14 protein-coding genes are annotated in these 17,903 nt (G+C 32.5%); 7 read left to right on the top strand and 7 right to left on the bottom strand.

Annotated features, from left to right (window positions below; genetic code table 11):
• Positions 1-122 precede the first annotated feature (122 nt).
• Positions 123-1,163 carry a cysteate synthase gene (gene capA / locus IAI56_RS08405; RefSeq protein ID WP_187657446.1) on the bottom strand — a complete coding sequence of 347 codons (1,041 nt, stop codon included), beginning with the start codon at positions 1,161-1,163 and terminating at the stop codon, positions 123-125.
• A gap of 77 nt (positions 1,164-1,240) precedes the next feature.
• Positions 1,241-3,313 (bottom strand): S9 family peptidase, encoded by a 2,073-nt coding sequence (locus IAI56_RS08400; protein WP_187657445.1) that lies wholly within the window; start codon positions 3,311-3,313, stop codon positions 1,241-1,243.
• Between the two features lie 131 nt (positions 3,314-3,444).
• Between IAI56_RS08400 and IAI56_RS08395 the strand changes: the two genes are divergently transcribed.
• Together IAI56_RS08395 and IAI56_RS08390 are read left to right on the top strand one after the other, a co-directional pair.
• Complete coding sequence (locus tag IAI56_RS08395; RefSeq protein WP_187657444.1) at positions 3,445-3,768, top strand: YbaB/EbfC family nucleoid-associated protein; 324 nt, start codon at positions 3,445-3,447, stop codon at positions 3,766-3,768.
• A 2-nt stretch (positions 3,769-3,770) separates the two neighbouring features.
• Positions 3,771-4,499: a sulfite exporter TauE/SafE family protein gene (locus IAI56_RS08390; protein ID WP_187657443.1), complete on the top strand. Its 729-nt coding sequence runs from the start codon at positions 3,771-3,773 to the stop codon at positions 4,497-4,499.
• Here IAI56_RS08390 and IAI56_RS08385 read toward each other — a convergent pair whose 3' ends face one another.
• Complete coding sequence (locus IAI56_RS08385; protein ID WP_187657442.1) at positions 4,500-5,525, bottom strand: threonine aldolase family protein; 1,026 nt, start codon at positions 5,523-5,525, stop codon at positions 4,500-4,502.
• A gap of 65 nt (positions 5,526-5,590) precedes the next feature.
• On the opposite strand from IAI56_RS08385, the gene prfB reads away from it, so the two are divergent.
• Positions 5,591-6,686, top strand: a protein-coding gene (gene prfB / locus IAI56_RS08380; protein WP_187657441.1) for a peptide chain release factor 2 whose coding sequence is annotated in 2 segments (ribosomal slippage) — positions 5,591-5,653 and positions 5,655-6,686 — 1,095 coding nt in all. Because the reading frame shifts where the segments join, the coding sequence is not laid out codon by codon here.
• Between the two features lie 83 nt (positions 6,687-6,769).
• On the top strand, positions 6,770-7,768 hold the full coding sequence (gene lpxD, locus IAI56_RS08375) for a UDP-3-O-(3-hydroxymyristoyl)glucosamine N-acyltransferase (RefSeq protein WP_187657448.1): 999 nt from the start codon (positions 6,770-6,772) through the stop codon (positions 7,766-7,768).
• 265 nt (positions 7,769-8,033) lie between these two features.
• On the opposite strand, the gene IAI56_RS08370 is transcribed toward lpxD, so the two are convergent.
• Together IAI56_RS08370 and mazG are read right to left on the bottom strand one after the other, a co-directional pair.
• Positions 8,034-9,479 (bottom strand): APC family permease, encoded by a 1,446-nt coding sequence (locus tag IAI56_RS08370; RefSeq protein WP_187657440.1) that lies wholly within the window; start codon positions 9,477-9,479, stop codon positions 8,034-8,036.
• 125 nt (positions 9,480-9,604) lie between these two features.
• Entirely contained in the window at positions 9,605-10,378 is a 774-nt protein-coding gene (gene mazG, locus IAI56_RS08365) for a nucleoside triphosphate pyrophosphohydrolase (RefSeq protein WP_187657439.1), read from the bottom strand.
• Between the two features lie 580 nt (positions 10,379-10,958).
• Here mazG and IAI56_RS08360 point away from each other — a divergent pair.
• The 3 genes from IAI56_RS08360 to IAI56_RS08350 all read left to right on the top strand — a co-directional run bounded on the left by IAI56_RS08360 (position 10,959) and on the right by IAI56_RS08350 (position 14,355).
• Positions 10,959-12,686 (top strand): sensor histidine kinase, encoded by a 1,728-nt coding sequence (locus IAI56_RS08360; RefSeq protein ID WP_187657438.1) that lies wholly within the window; start codon positions 10,959-10,961, stop codon positions 12,684-12,686.
• A 37-nt stretch (positions 12,687-12,723) separates the two neighbouring features.
• Positions 12,724-13,359 carry a response regulator transcription factor gene (locus IAI56_RS08355; protein ID WP_187657437.1) on the top strand — a complete coding sequence of 212 codons (636 nt, stop codon included), beginning with the start codon at positions 12,724-12,726 and terminating at the stop codon, positions 13,357-13,359.
• 600 nt (positions 13,360-13,959) lie between these two features.
• On the top strand, positions 13,960-14,355 hold the full coding sequence (locus IAI56_RS08350; protein WP_187657436.1) for a hypothetical protein: 396 nt from the start codon (positions 13,960-13,962) through the stop codon (positions 14,353-14,355).
• Between the two features lie 43 nt (positions 14,356-14,398).
• On the opposite strand, the gene IAI56_RS08345 is transcribed toward IAI56_RS08350, so the two are convergent.
• The gene (locus IAI56_RS08345; RefSeq protein WP_187657435.1) at positions 14,399-17,407 is read right to left on the bottom strand and encodes a serine hydrolase domain-containing protein; all 3,009 of its coding nucleotides are present in this window, start codon (positions 17,405-17,407) and stop codon (positions 14,399-14,401) included.
• A 10-nt stretch (positions 17,408-17,417) separates the two neighbouring features.
• Positions 17,418-17,900 carry an ABC transporter ATPase gene (locus tag IAI56_RS08340; RefSeq protein WP_187657434.1) on the bottom strand — a complete coding sequence of 161 codons (483 nt, stop codon included), beginning with the start codon at positions 17,898-17,900 and terminating at the stop codon, positions 17,418-17,420.
• Positions 17,901-17,903: the final 3 nt, after the last annotated feature.

Below are 17,903 nucleotides of genomic sequence, written 5' to 3'. Positions count from 1 at the left end.
ATTAGATTTTAGATATTAAATTTGCGCCAAGAAAAATTCTTGGCGTTTTTTATAAAAATAATACTATTGATACAAAAAAACCACTCAAATTGAGTGGTTTTCTTCTACTATTAATTTTAAATCTATTTAATAAATTCTACTTTTTGAGCTTCTTCTGCATTGATGCTATCAAAGAAACCTTGCTCGTTCATCCAATCATCGCTGAATACTTTGCTCATGTAACGTGAACCGTGATCAGGGAAAATTGCAATTACGTTACTATTTTCGTTAAATTCACCTTCTGCTGCATATTGCTTGATAGCTTGCATTACAGCTCCAGATGTATAACCTACAAATAAACCTTCTTTTTTGGCGATTTCTCTGGTAGTATGAGCACTTTCTTCATCGGTTACTTTCATAAAATTATCAATAACGTCAAAATCTGTTGCGGTTGGAATTAAGTTTTTACCCAAACCTTCTATTCGGTATGGATAAATTTCTTTGGCATCAAACTCTCTAGTTTCGTGGTATTTTTTCAATACTGAACCAAATGCATCAACTCCAAGAATTCTAATATTTGGATTTTTTTCTTTTAAGAATTTTGCTGCTCCCGAAATTGTTCCACCTGTTCCGCTACATGCGATTAAGTGAGTGATTTTTCCATTGGTTTGCTCCCAAATTTCTGGACCAGTTGTTTTGTAATGTGCATCAACATTTAGTTGATTAAAGTATTGATTGATGTAAACCGAACCTTTTGTTTCTTCGTGTAAACGTTTTGCTACGTTATAATAAGAACGCTCGTCATCGGCAGAAACATGTGCTGGACAAACATAAACTTTTGCACCAAGCGAACGCAGCATATCGATTTTGTCCTTTGAAGATTTTGAACTCACTGCCAAAATACAATTGTAACCTTTGATGATACTTACCATTGCTAAACTAAAACCAGTATTACCCGAAGTTGTTTCTATAATAGTATCGCCAGGAGTTAAAATTCCTTGTCTTTCGGCTTCTTCAATAATATATAATGCTATTCTGTCTTTAGTGGAATGACCAGGATTGAAAGCTTCAACCTTGGCATAAAAATTTCCTTGTAAAGATTCTGTGATTTTGTTCAGTTTAATTAAAGGTGTATTCCCTATTAAACTTAGTACATTATCGTGAGCTTTTATATTTTCTTCCATAAAATAAATTAGTCAAGGCAAAAAGAAGACACAATTTCAGTCTTCAAAACATTGCAAATTTAATAAAAATATTTTAACTATCTTTTTATTCCTTCTAAATCTAACAAAAAACTAAATTCTTTGGCGATTTCTTTAAGCGATTCAAACCTTCCCGATGCTCCGCCATGACCAGCTTCCATGTTAGTATCAAGAAATAATTGCTTATCATTGGTTTTTAGCGTTCTTAATTTAGCAATCCATTTTGCTGGTTCCCAATATTGTACTTGCGAGTCGTGTAAACCTGTTGCGATATAAATATTTGGATAATCTTGCGCCACTACATTATCATAAGGCGAATAGGACAACATATAGTTGTAATATTTTTTCACATTAGGATTTCCCCATTCGTCATATTCTCCAGTTGTCAACGGAATACTGTCGTCCAACATGGTTGTTACTACATCTACAAACGGCACTTGTGCGATTACTCCGTTGTATAAATTTGGTGCCATATTTAAAATTGCACCCATCAATAATCCGCCAGCAGAACCACCTTCGGCATATAAATGTTCGGTTGATGTATATTTTTGGTCAATTACAAATTTGGAACAATCAATAAAATCGGTAAACGTATTTTTCTTTTTCAATAATTTTCCGTCTTCATACCATTGGCGACCTAAATCTTCTCCACCGCGAACATGTGCAATGGCATAAATAAATCCTCTATCCAACAGCGAAAGTCGAACGGTTGAAAAATAGCAATCCATCGTTACTCCATAGGAGCCATAAGCGTAAAGCAACAGCGGATTTTTGCCGTTTTTCTTCATTTCTTTTTTATAAATCATTGAAATTGGCACTTTGGTTCCGTCGATTGCGGTTGCCCAAATGCGTTCTTCTTTATAATTGTTTTTATCAAATGTACTCCCGAAGTCTCGGGACAAAACTTCTTGCTCTTTCAAGATAGTTTTCTCTTTGGTTTTCATATTAAAATCAATCAAAGACGATGGCGTTGCCAATGATTGAAAACTATAACGAAGAATTTGGGTATCAAAATCTAAATTCGTGGTGGTGTAAGCCGAATAGGTTTCGCTATTAAAAGGTAAATAATATTCTTTCTTGGTTTTCCAGTTGATAATTCTGATTTTATTTAATCCTTCTGAACGCTCGGAAACGACTAAATAGTCTCTAAAAATATCAATGTCTTCGAGCAAAACATCTTCTCTGTGTGGAATTTCATCAATCCAGTTGTCTTTAGAAGTTTTCTCTTCGGGTGTTTTCATCAACTTGAAGTTGGTTGCCTCATCTTTATTGGTAATGATATAAAAATGGTCTTCAAAATGTGATACCGAATATTCTAAACCACGCGTTCGTTTTTGAAAAACTTTGAATTTTCCATCGGGTTTTGATGCTAATAACAATCGGTATTCGGTTGTCATTGTGCTATCGGAATGGATTAGAATGTATTTTCTTGACTTCGATTTAAAAACGCTAACGTCAAACGTTTCGTCTTTTTCGTGATAAACCAAAGTATCATCGGCTGGATTTGAAGCGAGTTTATGTTTGTAAATTTTATCGGAACGAAGCGTAACATCGTCTTTTCGGGAGTAAAAAAAGGTTTGATTGTCGCTTGCCCAAGTTGAACTTCCTGTTGTATTTTCAATTTTAGTGGGAAGAATTTCGTTGGTTACTAAATTCTTAATTTGAATAGTATATTGACGACGTGAAATGGTATCTACACCGAAAGCCAACCATTGATTATCATCGCTTACACTTAAACCTGTCATTTGAAAATAGGAATGTCCTTTTGCCATTTCGTTGCAATCAAAAAGGATTTCTTCTGGTACTTCGAGATTTCCTTTTTTTCGGGCATAGATGGGATAATCTTTTCCTTTTTCAAATCGAGTGATGTAGAAATAACCGTTGTAAAAATAAGGAACCGATTGATCGTCTTCCTTAATTCTGGCTTTCATTTCTTCAAATAAAGAGGTTTGAAATTCCTTTGTATGTGCCGTGGATTGCTTGTAATATTCGTTTTCTTGGTTTAAATACTCAATTACTTCGGGATTTTCTCTTTCGTTTAACCAATAATAATTATCGGTTCGAATGTGTCCGTGTTTTTCGAGTTGTTTTGGTATTATTTTCGCTTTTGGAGGCTGAATGGAATTTGACATTTATTTTGAAATGAATTAATGCACAAAAATAAGTACTAGTGAAAGTAAATATTTTATTTTAACAATTAGTTATAAACTTAGAAATTAACAAAAAACACTATTTTTGTCTAAAACAATTAAATCATATAAAAATGTTTGGAGACATGATGAACATGATGGGTAAACTGAAAGAAACCCAACAAAAAATTGAAGCGACAAAACAACGTCTTGATACTGTTTTGATTGACGAAAAAAGTAATGATGGTTTGCTTGAAGTAACGCTTACTGCCAACCGAAAAATTAAATCGATTTCTATTGACGAAAGTTTGCTTGAAGACAAAGAACAACTGGAGGATTATTTGATTTTGGTGCTTAACAAAGCGATTGAACGCGCTACCAACGTAAACGAAGCCGAATTGGCAGCCGTTGCCAAAGATGGAATGCCAAATATTCCTGGAATGGATTTATTTAAATAGATATGAACAACCTTAGCTACCCGTTTTTACTATTAGCGCTTCTAGCAGAAATCATAGGAACGATTGGTGGCTTTGGTTCTTCAGTATTTTTTGTGCCAATTGGTAATTTTTACTTTGACTTTTACACTGTATTAGGTTTAACCGCTGTATTTCATCTTTCTAGTAATTTGAGTAAAATGATTTTATTCAAAAACGGTTTAAATAAACCGTTACTACTTTACATTGGAATTCCATCAGTGTTATTTGTAATTTTTGGCAGCATATTGTCAAAATATCTTGATGGCTACTGGTTAGAAATCCTACTTGGATTCTTCCTCATTGGACTGAGTTTACTATTTCTTTTAAAAAAGAATCTCATTATTCAGCCTACTCATAAAAATTCAATTCTTGGTGGTGTTTTTTCGGGATTTTCAGCAGGATTACTTGGAACTGGTGGTGCTATAAGAGGATTGACTATGGCAGCATTTAACTTAGAAAAAAGTGTTTTTATTGCTACATCTGCGGCTATTGATATGATGATTGATTTGACCAGAACAATTGTTTATTATGAAAATGGGTATATAAATACAAAAACGCTAATTTATGTTCCTTTTCTTTTTGCAATCGGATTAATTGGTTCCTATATTGGTAAGCGTCTTTTAGTACACATTCCGCAAACGAAGTTTAAAAACCTTTCGCTATTTTTTATACTAATCATTGGTATAGTTTCTATCGGAAAACAGTTTTTCTAATTAAAAAACAATCTTTTCCAAAGCATCAATCACATACTCATGCATAACTTGTTTGTAATCCAAATGAGTAACCATTCGTAACGTATTTTTTGCCATTAAACTAATTCCTATTCGTTTTTGCTTTAATTTTTCGATGACTAATTTATCATCAATTCCATCATTTACCGAAAAAATGACAATATTGGTTTCAACAGGTTCAACGGTTTTTACCCAATTCAAACGTGACAAGACTTTGCCTAATTCCTTGGCGCGTTTGTGGTCTTCTTCTAACCTATTGATATTGTTGTGTAAAGCATAAATTCCTGCTGCGGCTAAATAACCCGATTGACGCATATTGCCGCCAAAAATCTTTCGAATTCGAAGTGCTCGATTAATTGTATCTTTATCAGAAACCAAAATGGAGCCAACCGGACAGCCCAAACCTTTTGAAAAACAAACCGAAATCGTGTCAAACAATGCTCCAAACTGTCTAGGATGTTGTTTTTTTGCAATTAATGCATTCCAAAGTCGCGCACCATCCAAATGAAATTTCAAGTTATTATCGATACAAACTTGTTTTATTTTTTGTAATTCTTCCAAGTCGTAACAAGCTCCGCCACCTTTATTAGTTGTATTTTCAATACTAACCATTTTGGACAATGGCGCATGATAAAATTCGGGATCGTTAATTCCGTTTTTTACTTGTTCCATCGAAATCATTCCTCGATTTCCGTCCAACAAATTAAAATTGACACCGCTATTAAACGAAGCACCACCCGATTCATACAAGTGAATGTGCGACCATTTATCGCAAATAATTTGATCACCAGGATTGGTATTTAGTTTAATTGCCGTTTGGTTTGCCATCGTTCCCGAAGGAAAAAACAATGCCGCTTCCATTCCAAATAAATCCGCTACAATTTTTTCAAACTCATTTACTGTTGGATCTTGTTTAAAAACATCATCGCCAACTTTAGCATTAAACATTGCTTTCAACATTTCTGTTGAAGGTTTAGTAACTGTATCACTGATTAAATTAATTTCCATATCATTTTATATTCGGACAATTCACGAATTGTACCTACATTTGCGACAACAAAACTACATTATTTATGACAAATACCGAACAAATAAAAGGTATTGTAGAACGTCTTGGTGCGTTGAGGAGGTATCTTTGACATTGATGCTAAGCTAATTGAAATTACCAACGAGGAAGAAAAAACTTTTGCGCCCGATTTTTGGAACAATGCCAAAGAAGCCGAAATTATTGTAAAAAACCTGCGTTCGAAGAAAAAATGGGTAGAAGATTTTGAAAAAGGAGAAAACCTTTGCGAAGAGCTTCAAATTACCTACGAATTCTTTAAAGACGGCGATGCCACCGAAGAAGAACTAGACAATCAATATGAACTAACCAATGCTCATATTGAAAATTTAGAGTTTAAAAACATGCTTTCTGATGAAGGTGATAGCTTAAGTGCTGTACTGCAAATTACGGCTGGAGCTGGTGGAACCGAAAGTTGCGATTGGGCTTCGATGTTGATGCGAATGTACTTAATGTGGGCAGAAAGTCAAGGTTACAAAGTAAAAGAACTCAACTTTCAGGAAGGCGATGTTGCAGGAATTAAAACCGTTACATTAGAAATTGAAGGCGATTATGCTTTTGGTTATTTAAAAGGTGAAAATGGTGTGCATCGATTGGTTCGTATTTCACCATTTGATAGCAATGCTAAACGTCATACTTCGTTTGCCTCTGTTTATGTTTATCCCTTAGTTGATGATACTATCGAAATAGAAATTAATCCTGCTGATATTGAAATCATTACTTCTCGTTCGAGCGGTGCAGGTGGACAAAACGTAAATAAAGTCGAAACCAAAGTGCAGTTGTTTCACAAACCAACAGGAATTCAAATTCAATGTTCGGAAACACGTTCTCAACAAGATAACCGTCAACGTGCTATGCAAATGTTAAAATCACAATTGTATGAAATAGAGCTAAAAAAACAGCAAGCCCAACGAAGCGACATCGAAGCCGGAAAGATGAAAATCGAATGGGGTTCACAAATCCGTAACTATGTTATGCATCCCTACAAATTGGTTAAAGACGTACGTTCAAGCTATGAAACTAGTGATGTTGAAGGTGTTATGAATGGTGAAATTGATGAGTTTTTAAAAGCTTATTTAATGATGATGGGACAAAAAGAAGAGTAAGATACTATTTTTGTAATTTGGTTTATTAGGAAATTCAAATGCAATTCCTTTTATTTGAAGCCTTAAAACCAACCAAAACAATTATGACTTCTTTCTCAATTCAAGAAATAAATGATGTGCTACAAGGCGAAATCGTAGGTAGCACATCGTTAAAAATAACCGCACCAGAACAACTAGAATCTGCATCGGAAACAGAAATATCTTTTATTGGTAACAAAAAATACGAAAAACTTTGGGCAACTTCCAAAGCTTGTGTAGCAATTGTAAACCAAGACATTTCTATTGAACCAGGTGAAAATCGTGCTTTTATTAAAGTAAAAAATGCCGATTTAGCCATGTCACAAGTCTTGGAACTCTTTGCTCCTGCTCCACCAATTTTCTCAGTTAGTATTCATCCAACAGCAATCATTGACGACACTGCTTCTATAGGAAATGGAGTAAAAGTTGGAGCTGGAAGTTACATTGGTCCAAATGTTGTTATTGGTGAAAATACCATAATTTATCCTAATGTTACTATTTTGGACGAATGTACAATTGGTAAAAATACCGTCATTTGGTCAGGAACTGTAATTCGTGAACGATGCCATGTTGGAAGTTATTGCATTTTACATCCAAATTGTACCATTGGTGCAGATGGTTTTGGGTTTCGACCTTGTCCAGAGAAAGGATTGGTAAAAATTCCTCAAATTGGAAATGTTATAATTGGTAATGCTGTTGAAATTGGTGCTAATTCTTGTGTAGATAGAGGAAAATTTAGTTCAACAATTTTAGGCGATGGTTGTAAAATTTATAATTTAGTTCAAATTGGACACAACTCTAAACTTGGAAAATACTGTATTATGGCTGGAAATTCAGGTTTGGCTGGTTCGGTAACTCTAGGAAACGGTGTTATTATTGGCGGAAGTGCTTCGATAAAAGACCATACCAATATTGGAGATGGCGCAATTATTGGCGCAGGTTCAGGTGTTGCTTGTGACATTGAATCTGGAAAAACAGTATTGGGTTATCCAGCTGTTGATGCTCGGGATGCTTTGAAGCAATGGGCAATTTTAAAAAGATTGGTGAGAGATTCTAATAAATAGTTGAAAATTAGAAGTTAGAAAATAAATATCGTTTTGAAGTAAAATAATTCTCAATTTATAATTCGTAATTAATAATTAAAACTTATATTTGTAACGAGGATTCTGAAAAGAAGTTACACCTCACCACAATAGTCGATCGCTCCAGATCGACTTTTGTATTTTATAGCATGATGATAAGAGTTCAACTTTTTAAAAGCTTTTATAAATAGTACACTTTATTAATTAACTTCAGTAGTTTGTATTTCTAACCATCCAAAACCAATAATTACCCCTTCTTCATAAACAAATAATACACTGGAATTCCAAGTGCTACAATAAACAAACCTAATCCTGTATTCACAGTATCGTTAACCAATAACGCAAAGCAAATTAATGCCGTAATTACAATATATAACACTGGTATAAACGGATAACCAAATGCTTTGTATGGTCGTTCGGTATCAGGTTCTTTTTTTCTCAGAATAAAAATGCCGTAAATCGTTAGCATGTAAAATAATAGCGAAGCAAAGGTTGCATAGGTTAACAAATCACCATATTTCCCTGAAACACAAAGCACGCAAGCCCAAATACATTGTACCCAAAGTGCTTTTTCGGGCACATCGTGTTGGTTTAGTTCGGCTGCTTTTTTGAAAAACAATCCGTCTTTTGCCATGGCATAAAAAATTCGTCCGCCAGCCAAAACTAATCCAGTATTACATCCAAAAGTAGAAACCATAATCAAACCTGCCATCACAAAAACACCAATATTTCCCATCATGACATTGGCAGCAGCAGCTCCAACTCTATCTTGTGCAGCAAACATAATTCCGTTTTCGGCAACAGTTGTTCCATCAGGAATTCCAGACATGGGTAAAAGTGCCAAATAAGCGATATTTGCCAAAATATAAATAATCGTTACAATTGTTGTTCCAAGGAAAAGACTTCGCGGAATGTTCTTTTTGGGTTCTTTAATTTCGCCAGCAATAAAGGTTACGTTATTCCACGCATCGCTCGAAAATAAGGAATTGATAATCGTTGCTCCCAAAACACCAAGCAAAGCAACACCTGTTAATTGCCTTACCGATATTGAACCATCAGGATTTGAAATGGTTTTGGACGCTTGCCACATATTGGTAAAATTATCCGCTAAAACATCGCTTTGTAAACCAACATACAATCCGAAAAAGATTAAAGCAAAAAGAGCAAAAAGTTTGGCAAACGTAAAAATCAACTGCAATGTTTTTCCACTTTTTACACCTTTAGTATTGATATATGTGAGTAAAACGATACTTACCATTGCAAATATTTGCTTATTGGTAAACGAATAATTGGTACCAAATTCTATAATTTTATTTTCTAAAGCAGGAAAAAAAACGGCGGTATAATTGGCAAAAGCCACAGCAACAGCAGCGATAACTCCGGTTTGAATAACCGTAAAAACGGTCCACCCATAAAGAAACGAAGCAAGTTTTCCGTAAGCACGTTGAATGTAAACAAATTGTCCGCCAGCTGTTGGCATCATTCCGGCTAATTCGCCATAACTCAACGCGGCTGACATAGTTAACAAACCTGTGATTAGCCATAAAACGATTAACCAACCCGCGGAACCGACATCGCGCGCCATTTGGGAAGTAACAATAAAAATACCAGAACCTATCATGGAACCGGCAACTAAGCTCGTGGCGTCAATTAATCCTAATGAGCGTTTTAACTCGTGCTTTGTTTCAGACATATTTTAGTTTTTTGGTTGGTTGGTTTTTCAAATATAGTTAAATAGAGAAAAGAAAATAGAACAAAGAAAAAAGACTTAACTTATCTAAGTTAAAAAGCCCTTGTACTAAGCTCAGGGTTAAAAATCTACAACTTTTTAGCTTCTTCCCAAAAAACATCCATTTCAGCTAAAGTCATATCAGCGAGTGGTTTTCCAAGTTCGTAAGCTTTACTTTCTAAATATTGAAATCGTTTTATGAATTTTTTATTCGTTCGTTCCAAAGCATCTTCGGGATTGACTTTTAGAAAACGTGCGTAGTTTATCATAGAAAATAAAACATCGCCAAATTCACTTTCCATTTTATCCTGATTTCCTGCTTGAACCTCAATTTGAAGTTCTTGTAATTCTTCCTGAACTTTATCCCAAACTTGATGTGGTTCTTCCCAATCAAATCCTACGCCTTTTACTTTGTCTTGAATACGACTGGCTTTAACTAATGCGGGTAAACTTTTTGGAACTCCTTCTAATACTGATTTTTTGCCTTCTTTTAGTTTTAGCTTTTCCCAATTTTGTTTTACTTCTTCTTCATCGGCAACTACAACATCGCCATAGATATGCGGATGTCTATCGATTAATTTATCACAAATACTGTTGGCAACATCGGCAATGTCAAAAGCATTGGTTTCGCTTCCTATTTTGGCATAAAAAACAATATGCAACAACAAATCGCCTAACTCTTTTTTGATTTCAACCAAATCGTTATCCAAAATGGCATCGCCCAATTCATAGGTTTCTTCAATGGTTAAATGGCGTAAACTTTCGAGCGTTTGCTTTTTATCCCACGGACATTTCTCGCGTAAATCTTCCATAATATCGAGTAATCGATTGAAAGCTTCTAATTGTTGTTGTCTTGTGTTCATTTATAAATTCATTTTATCTTTTGTAAAATCACTAATCATACTCATTCAGCAAGATTTTTCTGTGTTGTTCACAATAGGTATTCAGCAAATTTTAAAATAAAAATTCAATTTATCACAAACCGATGAGAATATTACAGAAAATAGTGTGAAAACCTACTTTTTTTTTAAAAAATAATTACCCTTTTTAGAAAATATTTTTCTTAAATTAGAAAAACTGATTAATTTTTTTAATGAATAATTACAATATGTTTACCTATAGAACTAGTTCTACACATCATTAGACAATGTATTACAAAATAAAAAAACTTAGTAATCTATTTTTGTACAAGATTTGAAATAAAAAATTATCGTTTATGCCCCATTTTCTGGTATTTGTTAAATCCTACACTAACAAATAGTATTGATTATTAACTATAAAAAAAACAATGTTACACTATGTGTAAACATACTAAAATGTAGTACAACATCTAAAACTAATTTAATACATATTCTATATGTGGCTAGATTATTGTGTTGTAACATTAAAACTTCTGTTGAACTAACATTGGGAGCCAAATTTTATTTTAAACCTAGACTTATATTGAAAACAAATTTCTTAAAACAACTTAATTTTAAAAATAGAAAAATAATCAATTACACGTTGATTGTTTTAATTATTACTTTACAAATAATTGGATTGCTGGTTTGGTATAACGAAACCAGTAACGAAAGTAAGTTATTAAAACGATTAGAGGATAATAATCTTGCTAATCAAATAGGAAATCAAACTTCAAGTTTAAATTCATCAATCCTAAAATCTCAAAATTTCTTTACAACTTATTTACATTCAAAAAAAGAAGAAGATCTAAAAAATTATTTCAAAGCCATTGTTAATATAAAATCAGATTTAGAAAGTCTAGAATTAAATATTGACAAAAACATAAACTTTAAAAACCTTATACAGAATAAAAAAAATACTGAAAAAAATAGTATCAAGCTTCGTCATACAATAGATAGTATAATAAGTAATAATTCATTGTCAAAAAATAATGAATTAAAATCACCATACTTGTTTAATCCTTTTCTATACAATAATATTCTAGATAGTGTAAAAACAAAAACCTTTATTTCAGTTGATAGTGTTGCAAAAAAAGGATTACTAGGAAGATTGATTGGAGCAATTTCGGGAAAAATTGAAGTGCAAAAAGAGCATTCTAACACTGTTATTACAATGAAATATAAAGACAAAGTAAAAACCGGAACTATCGAGGAACAATTAAAAAGACTTTTTCAAACCACAAACTATTACTATCAAAAAGAATTTGAAAAATTAAAAACAGCTTTTGCTTCCCTTAGAGAAAATGATATTCAATTAATGCAACTAAACAATGAACTACTCACTTTAAGTCAAAATTTAATACCAGAATATAACCTAACGGCAAATAAATTAAAAGAACAAAGCCATGATGAATTAAGGCAACAATTCAACACCAATAAAGCAATAAGAAGCTACTCCATAGCTGCAATAATCATTCTAATGTTTATTATTTCAATAATACTATTTGGACTATCAAGATTATCCTTTGCTTATGAAAAAAGATTAGTATTAGCTCAAGAAAAAATAAGTCAAAGTCTAGAATTCAAAAGTAAAATAATGGGAATGATTAGTCACGAAATTCGTTCGCCATTAAATATTATCTCGCTGTTCAGTAAAAAAATAGGACAGTCTATAAAAGATGATAATTTAAAAGACAACTTTAAATCAATAGAGTTTACTACAAACTCATTATTACTCCTTTCCAACCAAATATTAGAATACTCCAAAAACGAAGGACAAAAACTAACATTACAAAATAAAAAATTTAATCTTGAAGTAGAAGTTAAAAACATCCTTTCGACCATTTCCTCTTTTGTAGAAAGCAAAAAGAATACATTAAACATAAAAATTGATTTGAATTCTAACGAAGAAGTCTATGGCGATGTTACAAAAATCCACCAACTTTTTTATAATATAATTGGTAATGCTAATAAGTTTACAGAAAACGGCATCATTGAAGTATTGGTTACCCAAAAAATAATCTCGGATTTTGAATTAGAATGCAACGTGACAATTCAAGATAATGGTATTGGAATTTCAAGAGATGAACTAGCTAATGTTTTTAATTCATTCTATCAAGCTAACAATCAAAACACTCGTGAACTCGGTATCGGATTAGGTCTAAACCTTTGCAAAGAAATAGTCGAACTCTTTGATGGTACTATAGCAATCGAAAGCCAAGAAAATGAGGGAACAAAAGTGTCTTTCAATATAATTTTAACCCGAAACTAAACAATACTAAACAAAACCAATCTAAAGCCAACAAATCATGAAACAAAACCAGCCAACCTTTTTAATAGCAGATGATCACAGTATTGTAAGACAAGGAATTTCATTATTAATAAAAGAATTGTTCTTCAGTGCAAAAATTTTTCATGCGGGTAGTTTTAAAGAAATTTTAAAAATAGTACGAGAAAATAGAATTGATTTGATGATATTAGACATCAACTTTCCTGATGGTAACAGTTTAAATATTATTTCTGATACTAAGGCCATTCAACCTGATACAAAAATTCTAATTTTTTCTGCTTATGATGAAGATATTTATGCCTTGCGTTATTTGAATGCTGGAGCTTCAGGATATTTAAACAAAGGAAGTAGTGAAGACGAAATGAAACAAGCTTTAAAGAGTATGATGGTATCTGGTAAATACATTACCCAAAACATAAAAGATAAAATCTTAGATTCATACATTTCCAAAAAACCGATCAACCCACTCGAACTTTTGTCTAATAGAGAAGTTGAAGTAGCTAGACTATTGATAAAAGGCTTTGGGAATATGGAAATAGCTGATATGCTTTCTATTAAAAAATCAACCGTTAGTACTTTCAAAAATAGAATATTTGAAAAACTAGAAATTGACAATCTTGCAGATTTAATTGACACCTTTCAATTATACAGCTAATGTAGAAACAATTCTATAACTACAGAATTCAAATTCTACAATAAACCTTTACAAAACAAATAAATTTGTAATTCATAATTTGTGGTAATCCCAAGAAATCCTATTGTCTATCATTAGATAACTAATCAATGATGGCAGTAGGTTTTTTGAGGATAAAAATTAAAAAACTCAAACTTTTAAGTAATGAAAAAAAAAACGGCATCGCTAGTTTGTTATATAACGTTGATTGGATGGTTTATGGCTTACAATAGTTATAAGTATTCCAAAAAATCATCATTACTAAAATTCCATCTTAAACAATCATTAGGCTTGGGAATCATATCAATTATAACCAATTTAGTTATCATTTTAATTGAACTATTTTTTAACTATCCGATAAGCTTGGTTATTTTGTTAAACAATATGTTACTCTTTATTTTATGGATAGCTGGAATTACAAGTGCTTTGTATGGAGTAAGACTTCCTCTCCCAATTATAGGTTCATTGTTTGAAGATAAATTTAGTTTTATTGAGTAATTCGTTATAATTAAGTTAAAGTATTATCTTTTATAATTAATATTCATTATCTTATAGTAATATTAAATATAAAAATAATATCCTATGAAAAAAATTAAACTCTTAGTATCGATTGTTGTTATAACTTTTTTAACTTCATGTGCAACCAAAGCCAAATTTCCAGTTTCCACAACGGTTCCAGCAGCTGAAATATTGGTTAAGAAAAAAACCGATAACAATAAAAATATAACTTTAGAAATAAATGCTAAAAATTTAGCTAGTGCAGATAGATTATCGCCACCAGGAAACAATTATAGTGTTTGGATTGTTACTAAAGATTATGGTTTAAAAAATGTAGGACAAATTCAAGTAAAAAACGGTAAAAAAGCAACTTTTAAAACCGTAACTCCATTTGAGTTTAGCGAAGTATTTATTACAGTTGAAAATCAAGGTGATTTAAGTTATCCAACAGGTCAAGAAATTTCGAGAACTAAAATCTGATCAAAAAAACAACCCCTAAACTTAAAAATTTAGGGGTTATTTTTTATTCAACAATTGCTTCTTGAATTATTTTTTGAATGTCTTCTCTAATTTTTTCTTTTGAAAGTTTGTTTGAAGCATTACTATCAGGAAACGTTCTGTTAGAAAGGAAAACATATACAATTTCAGTTTCTGGATCAGCCCAAGCCATTGTTCCAGTAAAACCAGTATGTCCAAAACTGGATTTAGAAACACATCCACACGTTGGTCCTGTTTTTTCTAACTGAGGTTTATCAAATCCAAGTCCGCGACGATTTCCTTCCGCACAATAAAAACAAGTGTTAAAAACGTCAAATGTTTCGGGAGAAAAATACGTTATTCCACCATAGTTCCCTTTTTGAAGAAATAATTGCATCATTTTAGCAACATCCATTGCATTTGAAAAAATTCCAGCATGACCGCCAATTCCGCCTTCCATTGCGGCTTCCATATCATGAACATATCCTTGTAAAAATGTATGACGGAAATAAGTATCAACTTCGGTTGGAGCAATTTTACCACAATCAAACTTCAACAACGGATTGTACATTGTATTGTTCATCCCAAGTGGTTTGTAGAAGTTTTTGTATGTTAGTTCATCCAATGATTTTCCGGTAGTTTTCTCCAAATATTTCTTTAAAATAATAAAAGTGAAATCGCTGTACTTGTATTCTTTATTATCGATTAAATTACTTTCTACTATTTTTTTCATAATAGTATCGTGATAATCGTCGCGAATGTATAAATTTTCGGCTACTTGTTTTGTAAATCCTTCAGTATAAGTTTTTCTGTAATATTTTTCCAAAGGTTGATTTTTAACATCTAAAGTTGCTTTGTAGAAAGGTATCCATGCTTGTAATCTTGAATAATGCGACATCAATTCTTTAAACGTAATTTCACTTTTATTGGATTTTCTAAATTGATGTAACATATCGCCCAAAGTGGTTTCCAGCGTTACTTTTCCATTGTCAAACTGTTGCATTACATTAGGCAATGTAGCAATCATTTTAGTCAACGAAGCCACATCATACAAATCGTCATTATTTACTTTGGTTTGCTTGTCATAAGTTTGATATCCAAACGATTTTTGATAAATCACTTTGCCCTTTCGAGCCACTAAAACTTGCATTCCTGGTGCCATTTTTCCATCAATGGCTTTTTGAGCAATTTTATCAATTTGAGCTAATTTTTCCGAACTCATTCCAACATTTTCGGGAACAGTAAATCCAAGACGATTACTTTTTGAAGTCTCTAAACCATCTTCTACTTTGAAAAAATTGTTGATGGAAACTGGCAATTTCCCTTTTGCGCTTAAAGCTCCAAAAATAATTTGTGCAGAAACTTCCTGAGAAACATCATTATTTTGGTAGGAAACAATTACGGTTTCAATTTGATCAAAATTGGTAATTTGAAGCAACGAATATGGTCGTGTGAAAACATCCAAAATTACTTTGTTCTGCTTTGCTATTTCTTGTATCCAAAGTAATTCGGTTTCAGTAAAATCGTGCTTTTTCCAAGCTCTATCCGATTTATGAAAACCAATAATTACTTTGTCATAACCTTTTAATTGCTTCTTTAAACTATCAATGTTGGTATCTGCAACTTCGGTTACTTCGGTATATTTTTTAAGCGTGTTTACAAAAGTTGTGTTTGTATCATCACCCATTTTTAGATAGGCAATTTTTTGGTCTAATTTCTCAATTGGAACAATTTCGTGTTCATTCTTTAAAACAGTAACGATATTTTCATACAATTCATATTGCAATGCGTCTTTAGGAATTGCATTCAAATCTTTAAATAAGTTAGTTAAATCAATTGGTTTATAACTATTTAAACCTGCTTTAAATTTGTAACGTAAAATCTTTTTAACTGAATAAGCCAATCGTTCTTCTGACAACAAACTATCTTGATATGCCATGCAAATTTTCTCGACCGCAACGGGAACATTTTCAGCAAAAAGCAATACATCGTTTCCAGCTAATAATGCTTCCAAATCAATTTCTCCTGGTTTTTTGAAGTTACTTGCACCTTTCATATTCAAGGCATCGGTAAAAATTAATCCATCAAAACCCATTTCTTGTTTCAACAAATTGGTCACAACATTATAAGACAACGAACTTGGATGTCTATCGCGGAATTCAAGACTTGGAACATTCAAATGAGCAACCATTACCGAGACCATTCCTTCGTCAATCATTCGTTTGTAAGGATACAATTCTACTTTGTCCAAATGTTCTTTTGTGGCATTAATTGTTGGCAAAGTATAATGCGAATCGGTTGCAGTATCACCATGACCTGGAAAATGCTTTCCGGTAGAAAACACTCCTTGACTTTGAACACCTTGCATCAAAGCTATTGCTTTTTCGGTAACATTTACTTTATTTTCTCCAAAAGAACGAAAACCAATAATTGGGTTTTTAGGATTGGTATTGATATCTAAAACCGGCGCAAAATTGAAATGGACTCCCATTCGCTTTGATTCTTTTGCCATGTTCTCACCTACTTTTTCAATCAATTTCAAATCTTGAATTGCGCCTAAAGTCATGTTAAATGGATAACGATACGTGGAGTCCAATCGCATGGACAAACCCCATTCGGCATCAATCCCAATAAACAAAGGAACTTTGGCTTTGGCTTGATAACGATTAGTCAATTTGGCTTGACGATTTGGTCCGCCTTGAAAAAAGATTAATCCGCCAACTTTGTATTCACTTACTAATTTTTCAATTTCAGCAATATGCGCAGCATCTTTGTTAGAATAAGCTGCAACCATAAAAAGTTGCCCTACTTTTTCTTCAAAGGAAAGTTGGTTATAAATGCTATCAACCCATCGAGTTTCAGCATCCGTATCAGGAAAAAAATTCTTTCTTTCTGATTTTAAATGAGGTATATAAATTTCTTCTTCCTCAGCTATTCCTGTATTTCCCAATGCAACCGATTTTACAGCATGAGACTTTGTTTTGGTTGACGAGCAATTCGTTACCAAAAATAGCAAAGCCAAGAACAAACTTATTCTAAACCAAAAAATCTTCATGAAAAAAATATTAAAAGAAACGACTATGCCAACTTTCTCCTGCTGGAACTTCCCAGTTTTCGTTGAACTCTTCTATAGTGTTGACTAAATTATTAAAAACGATAGTATTGGCTGTAACTGCTTTTTCTTTTGCCATTCGTTTAAAATCTATCAAAGATTTATGAGCAATATGTTCGCCGTTTTTGAATGTTACATTCATTTTATCAAGCAAATCTACTTTATACTTTTGCTCTAAACCTTGAATAAAAACTACTGAACTATCAATAGAACAACCAGTTGCTTGTTGTACTTCTTGGTTAACGGCAAATATTATAAATCGATTATATTTTAACAAATAAGAAGCTTCAAGACTTGTTCCGTGAGCTGACCAATTCTCTATGAACGATTTTAAATCGCTTTCTATTTCGGCTATTTCTTCATCAGAAAATTTGCGATTGGATTGGTAAATCCAAATTCTTGATTCTTCGGGTAGATTATCAAAAGGAATAAACATAGT

The organism is Flavobacterium macrobrachii (assembly GCF_014486675.1).
GTDB lineage: Bacteria > Bacteroidota > Bacteroidia > Flavobacteriales > Flavobacteriaceae > Flavobacterium > Flavobacterium macrobrachii.
Note: the sequence above shows the minus strand (reverse complement) of the source record. Positions and strands in the feature narration are given on the sequence as shown.

Coding starts and splice junctions, on each gene's coding strand:
- capA (WP_187657446.1), bottom strand. CDS start 1,163: ATGGAAGAAAATATAAAAGCTCACGATAATGTACTAAGTTTAATAGGG.
- IAI56_RS08400 (WP_187657445.1), bottom strand. CDS start 3,313: ATGTCAAATTCCATTCAGCCTCCAAAAGCGAAAATAATACCAAAACAA.
- IAI56_RS08395 (WP_187657444.1), top strand. CDS start 3,445: ATGTTTGGAGACATGATGAACATGATGGGTAAACTGAAAGAAACCCAA.
- IAI56_RS08390 (WP_187657443.1), top strand. CDS start 3,771: ATGAACAACCTTAGCTACCCGTTTTTACTATTAGCGCTTCTAGCAGAA.
- IAI56_RS08385 (WP_187657442.1), bottom strand. CDS start 5,525: ATGGAAATTAATTTAATCAGTGATACAGTTACTAAACCTTCAACAGAA.
- lpxD (WP_187657448.1), top strand. CDS start 6,770: ATGACTTCTTTCTCAATTCAAGAAATAAATGATGTGCTACAAGGCGAA.
- IAI56_RS08370 (WP_187657440.1), bottom strand. CDS start 9,479: ATGTCTGAAACAAAGCACGAGTTAAAACGCTCATTAGGATTAATTGAC.
- mazG (WP_187657439.1), bottom strand. CDS start 10,378: ATGAACACAAGACAACAACAATTAGAAGCTTTCAATCGATTACTCGAT.
- IAI56_RS08355 (WP_187657437.1), top strand. CDS start 12,724: ATGAAACAAAACCAGCCAACCTTTTTAATAGCAGATGATCACAGTATT.
- IAI56_RS08350 (WP_187657436.1), top strand. CDS start 13,960: ATGAAAAAAATTAAACTCTTAGTATCGATTGTTGTTATAACTTTTTTA.
- IAI56_RS08345 (WP_187657435.1), bottom strand. CDS start 17,407: ATGAAGATTTTTTGGTTTAGAATAAGTTTGTTCTTGGCTTTGCTATTT.
- IAI56_RS08340 (WP_187657434.1), bottom strand. CDS start 17,900: ATGTTTATTCCTTTTGATAATCTACCCGAAGAATCAAGAATTTGGATT.